The sequence below is a fragment of the Gemmobacter aquatilis genome (assembly GCF_900110025.1).
GTDB lineage: Bacteria > Pseudomonadota > Alphaproteobacteria > Rhodobacterales > Rhodobacteraceae > Gemmobacter > Gemmobacter aquatilis.
In genome coordinates this window covers 728,902-743,526 of the sequence record NZ_FOCE01000001.1, presented here as the reverse complement: position 1 = coordinate 743,526, position 14,625 = coordinate 728,902, and the positions used below count along the sequence as shown (strand labels likewise).

Annotated in this window: 12 protein-coding genes; 3 read left to right on the top strand and 9 right to left on the bottom strand. The window is 65.1% G+C overall.

Features of this window, described 5'->3' with window-relative positions; all coding sequences use genetic code 11:
* Positions 1–17: 17 nt before the first annotated feature.
* Entirely contained in the window at positions 18–866 is an 849-nt protein-coding gene (locus BMX43_RS03660) for a peptidylprolyl isomerase (RefSeq protein WP_091296858.1), read from the bottom strand.
* A 199-nt stretch (positions 867–1,065) separates the two neighbouring features.
* Between BMX43_RS03660 and secA the strand changes: the two genes are divergently transcribed.
* The 3 genes from secA to BMX43_RS03645 all read left to right on the top strand — a co-directional run bounded on the left by secA (position 1,066) and on the right by BMX43_RS03645 (position 6,315).
* The gene (secA, locus tag BMX43_RS03655) at positions 1,066–3,771 is read left to right on the top strand and encodes a preprotein translocase subunit SecA (RefSeq protein ID WP_091296855.1); all 2,706 of its coding nucleotides are present in this window, start codon (positions 1,066–1,068) and stop codon (positions 3,769–3,771) included.
* 125 nt (positions 3,772–3,896) lie between these two features.
* Positions 3,897–4,784: a hypothetical protein gene (locus tag BMX43_RS03650; RefSeq protein ID WP_091296854.1), complete on the top strand. Its 888-nt coding sequence runs from the start codon at positions 3,897–3,899 to the stop codon at positions 4,782–4,784.
* Positions 4,785–4,797: 13 nt separating this feature from the next.
* A complete protein-coding gene (locus BMX43_RS03645; RefSeq protein WP_091296850.1) occupies positions 4,798–6,315 on the top strand; it encodes a phosphate ABC transporter substrate-binding/OmpA family protein in 1,518 nt (505 codons plus the stop codon).
* Here the strand turns inward: BMX43_RS03645 and radC are convergent.
* The 8 genes from radC to BMX43_RS03600 form a co-directional block, all read right to left on the bottom strand.
* On the bottom strand, positions 6,293–7,057 hold the full coding sequence (gene radC / locus BMX43_RS03640) for a RadC family protein (protein ID WP_091296846.1): 765 nt from the start codon (positions 7,055–7,057) through the stop codon (positions 6,293–6,295). The two genes, BMX43_RS03645 and radC, sit on opposite strands and share 23 nt — an antisense overlap.
* Positions 7,058–7,266: 209 nt before the next feature.
* Complete coding sequence (locus tag BMX43_RS19710; RefSeq protein ID WP_175482008.1) at positions 7,267–8,475, bottom strand: RNA polymerase factor sigma-54; 1,209 nt, start codon at positions 8,473–8,475, stop codon at positions 7,267–7,269.
* Between the two features lie 5 nt (positions 8,476–8,480).
* A complete protein-coding gene (locus tag BMX43_RS03625; RefSeq protein WP_091296843.1) occupies positions 8,481–9,197 on the bottom strand; it encodes a type 1 glutamine amidotransferase in 717 nt (238 codons plus the stop codon).
* 3 nt (positions 9,198–9,200) lie between these two features.
* On the bottom strand, positions 9,201–10,697 hold the full coding sequence (locus BMX43_RS03620; RefSeq protein WP_091296840.1) for an aldehyde dehydrogenase: 1,497 nt from the start codon (positions 10,695–10,697) through the stop codon (positions 9,201–9,203).
* 17 nt (positions 10,698–10,714) lie between these two features.
* Positions 10,715–11,515: an ABC transporter permease gene (locus BMX43_RS03615; RefSeq protein WP_091296838.1), complete on the bottom strand. Its 801-nt coding sequence runs from the start codon at positions 11,513–11,515 to the stop codon at positions 10,715–10,717.
* Position 11,516: 1 nt separating this feature from the next.
* Positions 11,517–12,386 (bottom strand): ABC transporter permease, encoded by an 870-nt coding sequence (locus tag BMX43_RS03610; RefSeq protein ID WP_091296834.1) that lies wholly within the window; start codon positions 12,384–12,386, stop codon positions 11,517–11,519.
* The gene (locus BMX43_RS03605) at positions 12,383–13,480 is read right to left on the bottom strand and encodes an ABC transporter ATP-binding protein (RefSeq protein WP_091296831.1); all 1,098 of its coding nucleotides are present in this window, start codon (positions 13,478–13,480) and stop codon (positions 12,383–12,385) included. Before BMX43_RS03605 ends, BMX43_RS03610 begins: the two co-directional genes overlap by 4 nt.
* Before the next feature lie 94 nt (positions 13,481–13,574).
* A complete protein-coding gene (locus tag BMX43_RS03600) occupies positions 13,575–14,612 on the bottom strand; it encodes an ABC transporter substrate-binding protein (protein ID WP_091296827.1) in 1,038 nt (345 codons plus the stop codon).
* Between the last annotated feature and the right edge of the window lie 13 nt (positions 14,613–14,625).

Genomic DNA, 14,625 nt, shown 5'->3' with positions numbered 1-14,625 from the left:
CCCCCGGTTCCGCAGGATTACTTGTCGAGCAAGGTCTCGTCTTTCAGGACCGCCGGGTCAATCCCCTCGCCGGGTTTCTCCACCTTTGCGGCCTTGGTGACGGCCTCGACATGGGCCTGCACGGCCTTCTGTTCCAGCTCTGCCGCCAGATCCTCGCGCACATCGTCCAGAGCGGGGGCCGATGCGGGGCGGGTTTCGATCAGCTGGATCAGGTGCCAGCCGAATTCGGTCTGCACCGGGCCGACCAGTTCGCCGGGTTTCATCGCGGCCACGGCGTCTTCGAACGGCTTCACCATCATGCCCGCGCCGAACCAGCCCAGATCCCCGCCCGAAGCGGCGGTGCCGTCGGTGCCATGGGTCTTGGCGGCATCGGCGAACAGCACGCCTCCTTCGATCTGTGCCTTGATCTCTTTCGCCTTCTCTTCGCTGTCCACAAGGATATGGGCGGCATGGTATTCGGTGCCCGGTTTGAAGTCCTTGTATTTGGCGTCATAGGCGGCCTGCAGCGCCGTATCCGTCACGGCCTTCTGCACCACATCCTGCAGCGCGATGGCAGCGAGGGCGCTGCGGCGGTCATTTTCGATCTGGATACGGTCTTTCTTGCTCAGCGTCGGTTCGACTGATTGTTCCAGCGCGCTTTGCTGCACCATCTGGTCGAGGATGCCCTTGAACAGCACGTCATCGGGCAGCGACAGATATTGCTGTGGCAGCGAGGCGCGCATCACGATCATCTCGCCCAGCGTCACCGGTTTGCCGTTCACCGTGGCGACCACCGTTTCCGGCGTCAGATCCCCGGCCAGCGCAGGCAGGGCGCAAAGGCCTGCCGAAAGCGCCATTGCGCCCAGAATCTTCGTCATTTTCGCCATATCACCGTCTCCTGATCGGGGCAGCCCATTGCGCCACGTTGACTTGGGCGAAGCCGCCCCTTACATCGCGGAGGTCGCGCGAGACGGGGCACCTTCGCGCCTTTCCGGGTTCTTCTATGAAAGCTGGGTGAGGCGGGCAAGTCCCCAAGCCCTACACACCCTCGCACGATCTTGTCAGCTAAGAGGCACCGGAGAAAACATGCTTGGTCTCGGAACGCTCGCGCGGAAGGTCTTTGGCACGCCGAATGACCGTATGGTCAAATCGGTTCGCCCGCTTATCGCAAAGATCAACGCGCTGGAGCCAGAGTTTCAGGCTCTCTCCGATGAAGGGCTGATCGAAAAGACACGGGCCTTTCAGGCGCGGGTGCAGGGGGGCGAAAGCCTTGATGCGCTGCTGCCCGAGGCCTTTGCCAATTGCCGCGAAGGCGCGCGCCGCGCGCTTGGCCTGCGGGCCTTCGACGTGCAGCTGATGGCGGGGATCTTCCTGCATCAGGGCAATATCGCCGAAATGAAGACGGGCGAGGGCAAGACGCTGATGGCGACCTTCCCGGCCTATCTGAACGCGCTGGCGGGCAAGGGCGTGCATGTCGTGACCGTCAACGACTATCTGGCCAAGCGCGATGCGGAATGGATGAGCAAGGTTTACGGCCATCTGGGCCTGACCTGCGGCGTCGTCTATCCGTTCCAGCCCGATGGGGAAAAGCGCGAGGCCTACAAGGCCGACATCACCTATGCGACGAACAACGAGCTGGGCTTCGACTATCTGCGCGACAACATGAAATCCTCGATCGAGGAAATGGCACAGCGCGGGCATTTCTTCGCCATTGTGGACGAGGTGGACTCTATCCTCATCGACGAGGCGCGCACGCCGCTGATCATTTCCGGCCCGTCGCAGGATCGCAGCGACCTGTATCTGAAGGTCGATGCCCTGATGCCAGAGCTGACCGAGGCGCATTTCAAGCTGGACGAAAAGGCCCGCAACGCCACCTATACCGAAGAGGGCAACGAGTTTCTCGAACAGCGCCTGCATGAAATGGGCGTGCTGCCCGAAGGCCAGACGCTGTATGACCCGGAAAGCACCACGCTGGTGCATCACGTCAACCAGTCGCTGCGCGCGCACAAGCTGTTCCACAAGGACCAGAACTATATCGTGCGCGAAGGCGAGGTGATGCTGATCGACGAATTCACCGGGCGCATGATGAAGGGCCGCCGTCTGTCGGACGGGCTGCATCAGGCGATCGAGGCGAAGGAACATGTGCAGATCCAGCCGGAAAACGTGACGCTGGCCTCTGTGACGTTCCAGAACTATTTCCGTCTTTATGAAAAACTGTCGGGCATGACCGGCACGGCGCTGACCGAAGCCGATGAATTCATGGAGATTTACAACCTTGGCGTGGTGGAGGTGCCGACCAACCGGCCCATCGCCCGCAAGGATGACCACGATCAGGTCTATCGCACCGCGCGCGAGAAATATGACGGCATCGTCGAGGTCATCAAGAAGGCGCATGACAAGGGCCAGCCGCTGCTGGTCGGCACCACCTCGATCGAGAAGTCGGAATTCCTGTCGGATCTGCTGAAGAAAGCGGGTATTTCGCATAACGTGCTGAACGCGCGCCAGCATGAACAGGAAGCGCAGATCGTCGCCGATGCCGGCAAGCTGGGCGCGGTGACCATCGCCACCAACATGGCGGGCCGCGGCACCGACATTCAGCTGGGCGGTAATGTGGAAATGAAGGTGATGCAGGCCATCGCCGCCGACCCGCATCTGCACCCCGACGAGGTGCGCGCCAAGATCGAGGCGGACCACGCCGCCGAAAAGGCCCGCGTGCTGGAGGCGGGCGGGCTGTTCGTGCTGGCCACCGAACGGCACGAAAGCCGCCGGATCGACAACCAGTTGCGTGGCCGCTCGGGCCGTCAGGGCGACCCGGGCCGCTCGGCCTTCTTCCTGTCGCTGGAAGACGATCTGATGCGCATTTTCGGCAGCGAACGACTGGATTCGGTTCTGTCGAAACTGGGGATGAAAGAGGGCGAGGCGATTGTGCACCCTTGGGTGAACAAGTCGCTGGAGCGGGCGCAGGCCAAGGTCGAAGGCCGCAACTTCGACGTGCGCAAGCAATTGCTGAAATTCGACGACGTGATGAATGACCAGCGCAAGGCGATCTTCAGCCAGCGGTTGGAGATCATGCAGGCCGAAGACCTGTCGGAGATCGCGCAGGACATGCGCTATCAGGTGATCGACGATCTGGTCGAAGACTTCATGCCGGGCAAAACCTATCCCGAACAGTGGAACACGCAGGGGCTTTATGCCGCCTGTATCGAGCGGCTGAACCTTGATGTCCCGGTGATCGACTGGGCCAAGGAAGAAGGCGTCGATCAGGACGTGATCCGCGAGCGGCTGGAAGCGGCCTCGGACAAGATGATGGACGAGAAACTGCAGGCTTTCGGGCCGGAAACCATGCGCAACATCGAAAAGCAGCTTCTGTTGCAGACGATTGACGCGAAATGGCGGGAACACCTGCTGACGCTGGAACATCTGCGCTCGGTCGTGGGCTTCCGGGGCTATGCGCAGCGTGACCCGCTGTCGGAATACAAGACCGAGGCTTTCACGCTGTTCGAATCGATGCTGAACGGGTTGCGGCAGGATGTGACGCAGAAACTCGCCATGATCCGCCCGATCAGCGCCGAGGAGCAGCAGGCGATGATCGCGCAATATCTGGCGCAGCAGCAGGCCGCGCAGGCGCCCGTCGCGGCACCGGAGGAACAGGTGGCGCCGGCGCCGGCATCGCAAGCGCTGGCGGGGTTCGATGAAACCGACCCCACGAGCTGGGGGAACCCCTCGCGCAACGACCCCTGCCCCTGTGGCTCGGGTGAGAAGTTCAAGCACTGCCACGGTCGTCTGGCCTGACGGTAAGCGGGGGCCACGGCCCCCGTTTTGCGGCGCAAGGTTGGAAACATTCCCCGCTTTCGCCGCAGATTCTCCGCTTTTGGCCGATAGATCTTGCCCGGTAATTCGTGTGGTGGAGCCGGAAGATGGATCGCAAACGTCAGATTGCCCTCGTCGCAGCCCTTGTGGCCGTGGGTCTGGGAGCGGGGCATTTCGTGCAGAAGGACGCCCCGCAACAGACGGCAAGCCTGCCTGCCGTGAAGCCCACGACGGTCGTGCCGCTGGCGGCGGGGCCGGATGATCTGCCGGAACCCGCACCGCCGGTGGTCAAGGCGCCGCCTGCCACGGTGCCGCTGGCCAGCCCCGCGGCGGTTGAGGCCGAAGCCTGCGCCGCGCAGCTGGATATGATCCCGCGCGCGCGGGCGATGATCGGCATCACGCTGATCGCGCCCTGCCACGGCCACCAGCGTGTGGTCATCAAGCATGGCGGGCTGGTAGTGACGGGCCGCGCCTCGGCCAATGGCGTGCTGTTCCTCGATCTGCCCGCGATGGAGCCTTCGGGCCGTGTGACCGTGACTTTCGCCGATGGCGAGACGGTGCAAGGTGCGCTGCCAGTGCCGGACATGGCAGCGGTGCAGCGTTTCGCGGTGCAATGGCTTGACGAAGATGCCTTCCAGATCAACGCGTTCGAGGATGGCGCCGATTATGGCGATCCGGGCCATGTGTCGCAGGCCACCCCCCACCATCCGAGCGATGCGGGCGGGTTTCTGACCTTGCTGGGCGATGCCACGGTTGATCTGCCGATGCTGGCCGAGGTCTATACCTACCCTGCGGCGGGCAAGGCCGAAGTGGTGGTCGAGGCGGCGGTGACGCAGGCCACCTGCGGGCGCGAATTGCTGGGCGAAACGCTTGCATCGCAGGGCGGCGAGGTGCGGACCGAGGAATTGACGCTGGCGATGCCCGAATGCGAGGCCGAAGGCGACATTCTGGTGTTGAAGAATCTTGCCCCGGAGAGGAAACTCGCCACAAGGTAACAGGTGGGGCGCAATGCAGCCAAGGCTCTGGTGCGCGGCGGTTTTCGCCGCGCTCTCGTTTTCCGGGGGAAGCGCTGCGGCGCAGGATGTGACGTTAACGGCACGCGATGGCTCGCTGTCGATTGATGGCACATTGCAGGCCTTTGATGGCGAGTTCTATCGCGTGGTTACCAAATACGGCCCCCTGACCGTGGATGGCGAAGGTGTGATCTGCGAGGGGCCGGGCTGCCCCGACCTGACGGCCACGCTGGCGGTCCTGCGGATCACCGGCGCGGGCGAACAGGGCAATGCCTTGCTGCCAAAGCTTTTTTCGGCCTATGCCGCCACGCGCGGCCTGACGCTGACACAGGCGCCCGAGGGCGAGGGTTTTGTGGCAGAGCTGACCGATCCGGCCAGCGAACAGGTGCTGGCGCGCATCACCTTTGCCCCGGCCACCCCCTCGGACAGCCGGGCAGCGCTGCTGGCGGGCGGGGCGGAGCTGGTGGTCTCGGTGACGGCGGACAAGGGCTTTGGCGCCCATGCCATGGCGCTGGATGCGCTGGTGCCTATCGTGGCGCCGGACAATCCGCTGGGGCAGGTTTCCACGCCGGATCTGGCGCAGGCGCTGTCGGGCGAGATCGACAACTGGAAGGTGCTGGGCGGGCCGGACATGCCGCTGGTGCTGCATGCGCTGCGGCGGGACAATTCGATGCAGGAGGCGCTGGCGGCGCGGCTGGGGCGCGATCTGCCCGCCGTGGTGGTGCATCGCACGGCGGCCGAGCTGGCGGCGGCGGTGGCGGCGGACCCTTGGGCGCTGGCGATCACCGGCATGGCCGAGGCGGGCGCGGCGCGGGTGTTGCCGCTGACCGACAGTTGCGGCTTTCCGCTGCTGCCCGACCGGGCCTCGGTCAAGGCGGCGGATTACCCGCTGACCCTGCCGGTGCAATTGCTGACCCCACGGCGGCGGTTGCCGCTGTTTGCCCGAGAACTGCTTGAATTCCTTGACCATCCTGCGGCACAGGCGGCGGTGGATCAGGCCGGTTTCGTGGGCAGCGCGCCGGAAATCGTGCCGCTGACCGCCGATGGGCTGCGGCTGCTGAACGCGATCAAGGGGGCGGGGCAGGATGTGCCGCTGGACGAGTTGCAGCGGCTGGCCGAGACCATGGCGGGGGCGAGCCGGTCGTCGCTGACCTTCCGGTTCGAGGATGGCACCAGCACGCTGGACGCACAAAGCCGCCAGAATCTGGAGATGCTGGCGCAGCTTCTGGCGGTGGGGGCCTTCAAGGGGCGCGATGTGATTCTGGCTGGATTTTCAGATGGTTCCGGCGATGGCGTGGCGAATATGGATCTGTCGGAAAGCCGGGCGATCGGGGTGGCGACCAGCCTGCGCGCGCTGCTGCCCGATCTGGCCGAAGGGCAGGCCTTTCCGCGCGTCATCGCCTTTGGCGAGGCCCTGCCGATGGCCTGTGACACCACGGCTGCCGGGCGGCGGGCGAATCGACGGGTAGAGGTTTGGTTGCGGCCTGCCGCTATAGATAGCGAGATGCCCTGAAGCTGAGTTCGCGTTCCTTGCCGATGATCAGGTGGTCGTGCAGGGTGATGCCCAGAACCTCGGCCCCGTCGCGGATCTGCAGGGTCATCGCGATGTCGGCATCCGAGGGGGTGGGGTCGCCTGACGGGTGATTATGCACCAGAATCAAGGCGCTGGCGTTCAGTTCCAACGCGCGTTTGACCACCTCGCGCGGGTAGACGGGCACATGATCGACGGTGCCTTTCGCCTGTTCTTCATCCGCGATCAGCACGTTCTTGCGATCCAGAAACAGGATGCGGAATTGTTCGGTTTCGCGGTGGGCCATGGCGGTGTGGCAATAGTCGAGCAGGGCATCCCAGCTTGACAGGATCGGGCGCAGCATCACCCGGGCACGGGCCATGCGCTGGGCCGCCGCCTCCAGAATTTTCAGTTCCAGAACAACGGCTTCTCCGATGCCTTTCACCGCCAGCAGGCGCGGCACCGGGGCGGTGATGACGCGGTTGAAATCGCCGAAAGTCTCCATCAGCAGGCGGGCGAGGGGTTTGACATCCTGCCGGGGGATGGCGCGGAACAGCACGAGTTCCAGCAGTTCGTAATCCGGCATCGCGGCGGCGCCGCCTTCCATGAAGCGGGTGCGCAGGCGTTTGCGGTGGTCGGCGATGTAGGAGGGCAGGCGGTCGGGAACGGGCGTGGGCGGCGCCTCGTCAGGATCGCCGAAGAGACGGGGTTGGGGGGATTCGTGGAAGGCGCGGGGCTGGGTCATGCGGGCAGGGTGGCGCGCAATGGTAAAGGCCGGGTTAACGGCTGACACCGGGCAGGGGGACGAATCGGGGGGCAGGCAGGGTTAACAGGCTGGATTTCGGGGATTTTATGGGGGTGACAGGGGGCGGATTTCTGTCGGCCCTTTGTACACCCCCTGTCGGGCGGGGTTTGGGGATCGGGCCGGGTTAAGGGGGCGGGCGGTGCGTGCCTTCAGCCGGAATGGGCACGGGCAGGAATATGGGCGGCGGCGCGATATTTGGCGATGCGGCGGCGCGGCACGTTCAGGCCCTGTTCGGCCAGCCAGCGCGACAGCGTGGCATCCGAGGCGGGGCCCTGGGTCAGGCGCTGCTGCATCAGGGCCAGAATCTGGCTGCGGCAGGCCGTTTCATCGCTGTTGCACGGCCGCGCAAAGAAGGCGGCGAGCGGGATGACGGTGCCGTTGATCTGGGCGGTGGCGTGGCGGACGATGCGCCCGATGGTGGTTTCGTGCAGGTTCAGGGTCTCGGCCAGAGTGCGGCGGGTCAGCGGGCGCAGCGCGGCGGGGCCGTGGCGCAGCGCCTCGGGCTGGTGCCGGGCGATGGCTTCGGCCACGGCGAGCAGCGAGCGATTGCGCAGATCCATGGCGGTGACGATGCGGCGTGCCTCGTGATGGGTGCGGCGCTGGTCGGCGCTGGTGCCGGACTGGCGCGGCACGAGATGCAGCGCGGGCATGGCGTCGGGGCTGAGCCGGGCCTGCCAGCCGGTTTCGGTTTCGGTGAAGGTGACATCGGGCAGGCGCGGCGGCGGCGGCGTGAAGCTGAACCCGGCGCCGGGGCGTGGGTCAAGGCGGCGCAGTTGCGCGGCCATGGTGGCGAGGCGATCGGGTGCGACGCCGCAGAGGCGCGCAAGGTCGGCGTGGCGGCCTTGTGCCAGCAGGGGCAGGTGATCCAGCAGGGCGGCGAACGCCGGATCAAGGCGGTTTTCGGCGCGCAGTTGCAGCGACAGACATTCGGCAAGGCTGCGGGCGAACAGGCCCGCAGGCTCGATCTGTTGCAAGTCTGCAAGCACCTGCGCCAAGGCGGCTTCGGGCTGGCCGGCGCGCAAGGCGATGCTGGCCAGCGGTTCCACCAGATAGCCCGAGGCATCCAGCGCCTCGGCCAGCGCCAGTGCCAGCGGGTGCTGGCGCCGGTCGGGCACCAGCAGGGGAAGCTGCGTCAGAACATGGGCGATCAGGCTGGGGGCATCGGCGGCGATTTCGACGGCGGGCGCTGTGGCGCGGGGGCGGGTGAGGCGCAGATAGGGGTTTGCCTCCGCCGCCTGCGCAAGCTGTTCGGCCAGTTCCGCCCCCGGCAACGCCATGAAGGCCACCGCCTGCCGCAGCGTCTGGCTGAGGGTCTGGCGCTGGTGCAGCGCGGTGCGGGCGGTGCGTTGCAGCTCCACGGCGGTCAGCCTTCCGGGTGGGGGGCACGAAAGAAGCGGGCGAAACCCTGCGCGACAAGATCGGCATCCAGCGGATCGTGCAGGTCTTTCTGCGCTTCGGCAAGGATTTCGGGGGTGAAGCGCATCCCGAGCCCGGCATCCAGCACCATATCCACATAATCGGCGCCAAATTCCGGGTGGAATTGCACCGACAGTGCCGGGAACGGGTAGCGAAAGCCGCCATGGGGCGAGGCGTCGGAGCGCAGCAGAAGCTGCGCGCCGGGCGGGGCGGTGATGACCTGATCCTGATGCACCGAGACGGCGGCCAGCGGGCTGGGGCCGAACAGCGCTGCGCCTGCGGGTGTGGGATCGTGCAGGTGGCGCCCGATGGTCCAGCCGCGGGCGGCCCGGGCGACGGTGCCGCCAAAGGCCTGCGCCATCAGTTGATGGCCGAAGCAGATCCCGGCGATGGGCGTGCCCGCATCGCGCAGGGCGTGCAGATGCGGGATCAGCGCCTCGGCCCAGGGCTGGCGGTCTGGCACACCGGCGCGGGAGCCGGTGATCAGCACGCCATCGGTGCTGCCGGGCGGCGGCGGGGGTTCGCCCGCCGCCACATGGACCCGGGTAAAGCGGGCCTCGGGCAAGGCCGCGCCCAGCCAGCGTTCGAACATGTCGGCATAGGTGCCGAAGCGCGGCTGCTGGTCGGGCGCGGGGCGGTCTGCCTCGTAGATGCAGATCTGCATGGTTCAGCGCAGGTCGATCCAGACGGATTTGGTCTGGCTGTATTGCGACAGCGCCTCCAGGCACTTGTCGCGCCCGTTGCCCGATTGCTTGAACCCGCCCCAGGGGGTGGTGGCGTCGCCCGCCTCGTAGGCGTTGACCCAGACGATGCCCGCCTCGATGTCGCGGGCGAAACGGTGGGCGGTCTTCACATTCGAGGTCCAGATCGAGGCGGCGAGGCCATAGATCGTATCATTGGCCACCGAAATCGCGTGATCGACATTGTCCACCGGGATGACCGAGGCGACAGGGCCGAAGATTTCTTCCTGCGCGATGCGCATGGAATTGGCGACATTGGTGAACAGCGTGGGTTCCACATAGCAGCCCGCGTTCAGCCCGGCGGGGACAGCGCCACCGAAGGCGAGATTGGCGCCCTCTTTCTGGCCGATGTCGATATAGCGCAGCACGCGGTCCTGCTGTTCGGGGGTGACCAGCGGGCCCATGGTGGTGGCCGGATCGAGCGGGTCGCCGGGTTGGTGGGCGGTTTTGGCGACCTCGGTGAACTTCTCGATGAAGGCGTCATAGATCGGGCGTTCGACCAGAAGGCGCGAGCCTGCAGAACACACCTCGCCCTGATTGCCATAGATGGCGGAAACGGCCGTGGCGGCGGCGGTATCGAGATCCTCGCAATCGGCCAGGATGACCTGCGGCGACTTGCCGCCACATTCGTTGGTGACGCGCTTCATGTTGGACTGGCCCGCATAGATCAGCATCAGCTTGCCCACCTCGCCCGAGCCGGTGAAGCCGATCTTGTCCACATCCATGTGCAGGGCCAGCGGCTTGCCGGTTTCCTCGCCAAAGCCGGTGACGACGTTCAGGATGCCGGCGGGGCCGCCCGCCTCCATGAACAGTTTGGCCAGCAGCAGGGCCGACAGTGGCGATTGTTCGGCGGGTTTGAGCACGACCGAATTGCCGGCTGCCAGCGCCGGGCCAAGTTTCCACGCGGCCATCATCAGCGGATAGTTCCACGGCACCACGATGCCGCAGACGCCCAGCGGCTGGCGCAGGATGTAATGCAGCGCCGAGGCGGTGGTATTGGTGACGGCGCCTTCGGTCTTGTCTACCACCTCGGCGAAGAAGCGGATGTTGGAGACCGAGCCGGGCACGTCGATGTTGAGCATGTCGGAGATCGGCTTGCCCATGTCCAGCGTGTCGAGCAGGGCAAAGCTTTCGGCATTCGCCTCGATCAGGTCGGCAAAACGCGACAGCACGGTCATGCGGTCGCGCGGGTCCAGCCGCGACCAGCGGCCATCGCGGAAGGCGCGCTTGGCCGAGGCGACGGCGCGATCGACATCTGCGGCGGTGCCGCGCGCGACCTCGGCCACCACTTCGCCGGTGGCGGGGTTGATCGTGGGGAAGGTGGCGCCCGACAGGGCATCGACGAATTCACCGTCGATGAACATGCGGGTTTCGGGTTTCAGCGCGGCGGCGCGGGCTTTCCAGTCGTCACGGGTCAGGGTCATGGCAGGCTCCAGTCAGATCAGCGGGGGCTGCGGTCGCGCGACAGCAGCACGGAGACAATGATGAGGATGAGAGAGGCGAGCACGATCAGCGTGCCGACCGCATTGATTTCGGGCGTCACGCCGCGCCGCATGGTCGAATAGATATACATGGGCAGCGTGTTGTCGCGGCCGGTGAGGAAGAAGGTCACCGGGATTTCATCGAAGGACAGCACGAAGGACAGCAGGCCCGCGCCGAACACCGCAGAGCGGATGTTGGGCAGGGTGATGTGCAGGAAGGTGTGCAGCGGCGGGGCGCCCAGATCGGACGAGGCTTCCTCCAGCGATTTCGGCAGGCGTTGCAGCCGGGCAAAGACCTGCGTGACCACCACGCCGATCAGGGCGGTGGCATGGCCGATGATCACGGTTTCAAGGCTGGGGTTGAAGCCGAACAGGCGGAACATGTTCAGCATCGAGATGCCGGTGACGATGCCCGGCAGGGTGATCGGCAGCAGGATCAGGCGGCGGAACAGTGTCTTGCCCCAGAAGTTGAAGCGGTGCAGCGCCATGGCCGCCGGGATGCCGACCGCCAGCGCCAGCAGGCTGGCGAAGGTGGCGACGTAAAAGCTGTTGCCGACGGCGGTCAGCAGATCGGCATTGGCAAAGAGCTTGCGATACCAATCCAGCGTGAAGCCGGGAATCGGCCAGGTGAGCGAGCGCGAGGAGGAGAAGCTGAAGGCGATCAGCACCCAGATCGGCACATAGAGGAAGGCCATCAGCAGGCAGACAAAGGTGGTCAGCGCCGTGTCGGCCACGAAACTCGAGGAGGGTTTGTGCGACATGTCAGGCAGCTCCGGTATGGGCGGTGGCTTCCAGCCGGTCCGACAGCGAGACGATGGCCAGCACGATGATCAGCATCACGATCGACAGCGCCGAGCCGAGCGGCCAGTTGAGCGCCGCGCCGAATTGCGTCTGGATCACCGAGGCGATGAGGTTGCCATCCGGCCCGCCGACGAGGAAGGGCGCGATGAAATCGCCGAAGGACAGGCAGAAGGTCAGGGTGAACCCGGCGGCAATGCCGGGGGTGGACAGCGGCAGGGTGACCTTCAGGAAGGTCTGCACCGGCCCCATGCCCAGATCGGCCGAGGCTTCTGCCAGATTAAGCGGAATCCGCTCCAGCGCGGTGTAGATCGGCATCACCATGAAGGGGATGAAGATATAGGTCAGCGTGACCACCATCGCGAACTGGTTGTACAGGAACAGCGACGAGGGTTCGGAAATCAGGCCGGTGGACATCAGGAACGAGTTCAGGATGCCCTCGGTGCCGAGGATGGTTTTCCAGATATAGGCGCGCAGCAGGTAGCTGACCCAGAGCGGCGCGATCACCGCCATATAGGCCCAGGTGCGCAGCGCCTGCGACCGGCAGCGGAACACCAGCCACCAGGCGAAGGGATAGGCCAGCCCCAGCGACAGGATCGAGACGAGGATCGAGATCTTCAGGGTGCGGCCCAGCACCTGCAGATATTGCACATCGGTCAGCAGGGTCAGGTAGTTGCCGAACTGGAAGGCCGGTTTGAAGGTGGGGTAGGATTTGAGCCAGAAGCTGTAGGTCACGATGATGCCATAGGGCAGCAGCATGAAGACCACGATCCACAGCAGCGGGATGCCCAGCACCAGCAGGGCCGAAAGGTTGCGGGGGGCGCGGGCGATCATGCCGCCACCCTTCCGGCGAAGACGAAGACATTGTGCGGCTCGATCCCCAGCCGGACCGGCGCGCCGGGCTGCGGCACGGCAGAGCGGGCGAGGCTGTCGGGCAGCAGGCAATCCACATGGACCTGCGTGCCCCCGGCCAGTTCGACCGTGGTGCGCAGGCCCAGGCCGTAATAGATCACCTCGGCGATGCGGCCCGGCACGACATTGGCGGCGGTTTCGCCCTCGGCCAGCAGGCGGACCTTTTCGGGGCGGAAGCCCAGCGTCACCTCGGCGCCCTGCGGCAGGGCCAGATCGGCCGTCGCGGTGAAGTCGCCCGCCGCGCTGGCGATGCGGGTGCCTGCGGGGCTGCGCCCGGTCAGCGATCCGGCGACGAAATTGGTGGTGCCGATGAAATTGGCCACATAGGGCGAGGCCGGTTGATCATAGAGATCCTGCGGGCGCCCGTCTTGCGCGACGCGGCCCTTTTCCATCACAACCACGCGGTCGGACATGGTGAGCGCCTCTTCCTGATCATGGGTGACCATGATGAAGGTGATGCCGACCTTTTCGTGCAGGTGCTTCATCTCGATGCGCATCTGGTCGCGCAGGCGGGCATCCAGCGCGGACAGCGGTTCGTCCAGCAGCAGCACCTTGGGGCGGCGCACGATGGCGCGGGCCAGGGCCACGCGCTGCCGCTGGCCGCCGGAAAGCTGCGCCGGTTTCTGGTCGATCTTGTCGGGCAGGCCGACCAGCGCCAGCGCGTCCACCGCCATGTCGCGGGCCTGTGCCCGGCTGCGGCCCTGAATCTTCAGCCCGTAAGCGATGTTTTCGCCCACGGTCATGTGGGGGAACAGCGCGTAATCCTGAAACACCATGTTCACATCGCGCCGATAAGGCGGCACATGTGTCACATCCTGCCCGGCCAGGCGGATCATGCCATGGGTCGGCGCCTCGAACCCGCCGATCATGCGCAACAGGGTGGACTTGCCGCAGCCCGACGGGCCGAGCAGGGTGACAAACTCGCCGTCCTCGACATCAAGGCTGACATCATCGACGCCGATGATGGTTTTGGAATAATGCTTCGATATGCGCTGAAGCTCGATGATTGCGGCCATGCGGCGCCCTTTCCCTGTGTGATTCCGCCCGGGTGGCGGGCAGCCGAAGCCGCCCGCCCCCGATCTTTTCCCCGATGGAGTCGGAGAGGTGCGGTTACTGCGCCTTCACGGCATTCCAGGCGTTGGTATAGGCCTCGAACCGATCACCGAGCGCTTGCCAGACCTGCAGGCTGTCCAGATAGTTCGGGTCATCCTGATGCAGGGCGGCATATTGTTCGGCGGGCATGCAGGCCTTGGCGGCGGCGGCATTGGCAACCGAATAACCGTTCACATTGGCCACACCGCATTGGCCCAGTTCGGAAAGCTGCATGTTGAGGAACTTGTAGGCACATTCCTTGTTGGGGGTGTCTTTCACCACCATCCAGCTGTCCATCCAGCCCTCGGCGCCTTCTTTCGGGATGAACTCTGTCACCTTCACGCCTTCGGCCTTCAGCAGACCCGATTGATAGCCGGCCCAGGTGTTGGAGATCACAACCTCGCCTGCCTTGTAAAGATCGACCAGTTCCCCCGCCGTGGCCCAGTATTTGCGCACCAGCGGTTTCTGTTCGACCAGCGCGGCCTTGGCCTTTTCGATCTGCTCGTCGGTCAGGTTGTAGATGTCCATGTCGCCATTCTTGCGCGCAGCGACATAGATCGAGCTTTTGTCATCCCAGAGCGAGATCTTGCCCTTCAGTTCCGGGTTCCACAGATCGGCGATCGAGGTCGGCGGAGTGGGGAAGGCGCTGTCGAGATACATGAAGGCGATGGCGCCCCAGACATAGGGCATGCCGTAATAGGCGCCGTCCCGCTGGATCCCCTCTTGCGACAGGAATTTCGGGTAGATGTCGTTCCAGCCGGTGATCGCGGCGGTATCCAGCGGCTCTACCAGCCCGAGGTCGATCATCAGGGCGGTGGTGTCGATGGAGGGGGTGATCAGGTCATAGATGCCGCCGCCGCCCAGCAGTTTCGGCGCGAAATCGTCATTCGAGCCGACATAGGTCGCGCTGACCTTGCAGCCGGATTCTTCTTCGAACTTGGTGATGAAGGACGGGTCGGCATAGCCTTCCCAGGTCAGCACGTTCACCGTGCCTTCGGCAAGCGCAGGACCGGCGGCAAGGCCGAGGGTCAGCATGGCAGTCAGGGTCTTTTTCATTCTCTCGCTCTCC

Coding starts and splice junctions, on each gene's coding strand:
- BMX43_RS03660 (WP_091296858.1), bottom strand. CDS start 866: ATGGCGAAAATGACGAAGATTCTGGGCGCAATGGCGCTTTCGGCAGGC.
- BMX43_RS03610 (WP_091296834.1), bottom strand. CDS start 12,386: ATGATCGCCCGCGCCCCCCGCAACCTTTCGGCCCTGCTGGTGCTGGGC.
- secA (WP_091296855.1), top strand. CDS start 1,066: ATGCTTGGTCTCGGAACGCTCGCGCGGAAGGTCTTTGGCACGCCGAAT.
- BMX43_RS03600 (WP_091296827.1), bottom strand. CDS start 14,612: ATGAAAAAGACCCTGACTGCCATGCTGACCCTCGGCCTTGCCGCCGGT.
- BMX43_RS03605 (WP_091296831.1), bottom strand. CDS start 13,480: ATGGCCGCAATCATCGAGCTTCAGCGCATATCGAAGCATTATTCCAAA.
- BMX43_RS03650 (WP_091296854.1), top strand. CDS start 3,897: ATGGATCGCAAACGTCAGATTGCCCTCGTCGCAGCCCTTGTGGCCGTG.
- BMX43_RS03620 (WP_091296840.1), bottom strand. CDS start 10,697: ATGACCCTGACCCGTGACGACTGGAAAGCCCGCGCCGCCGCGCTGAAA.
- radC (WP_091296846.1), bottom strand. CDS start 7,057: ATGACCCAGCCCCGCGCCTTCCACGAATCCCCCCAACCCCGTCTCTTC.
- BMX43_RS03625 (WP_091296843.1), bottom strand. CDS start 9,197: ATGCAGATCTGCATCTACGAGGCAGACCGCCCCGCGCCCGACCAGCAG.
- BMX43_RS03645 (WP_091296850.1), top strand. CDS start 4,798: ATGCAGCCAAGGCTCTGGTGCGCGGCGGTTTTCGCCGCGCTCTCGTTT.
- BMX43_RS03615 (WP_091296838.1), bottom strand. CDS start 11,515: ATGTCGCACAAACCCTCCTCGAGTTTCGTGGCCGACACGGCGCTGACC.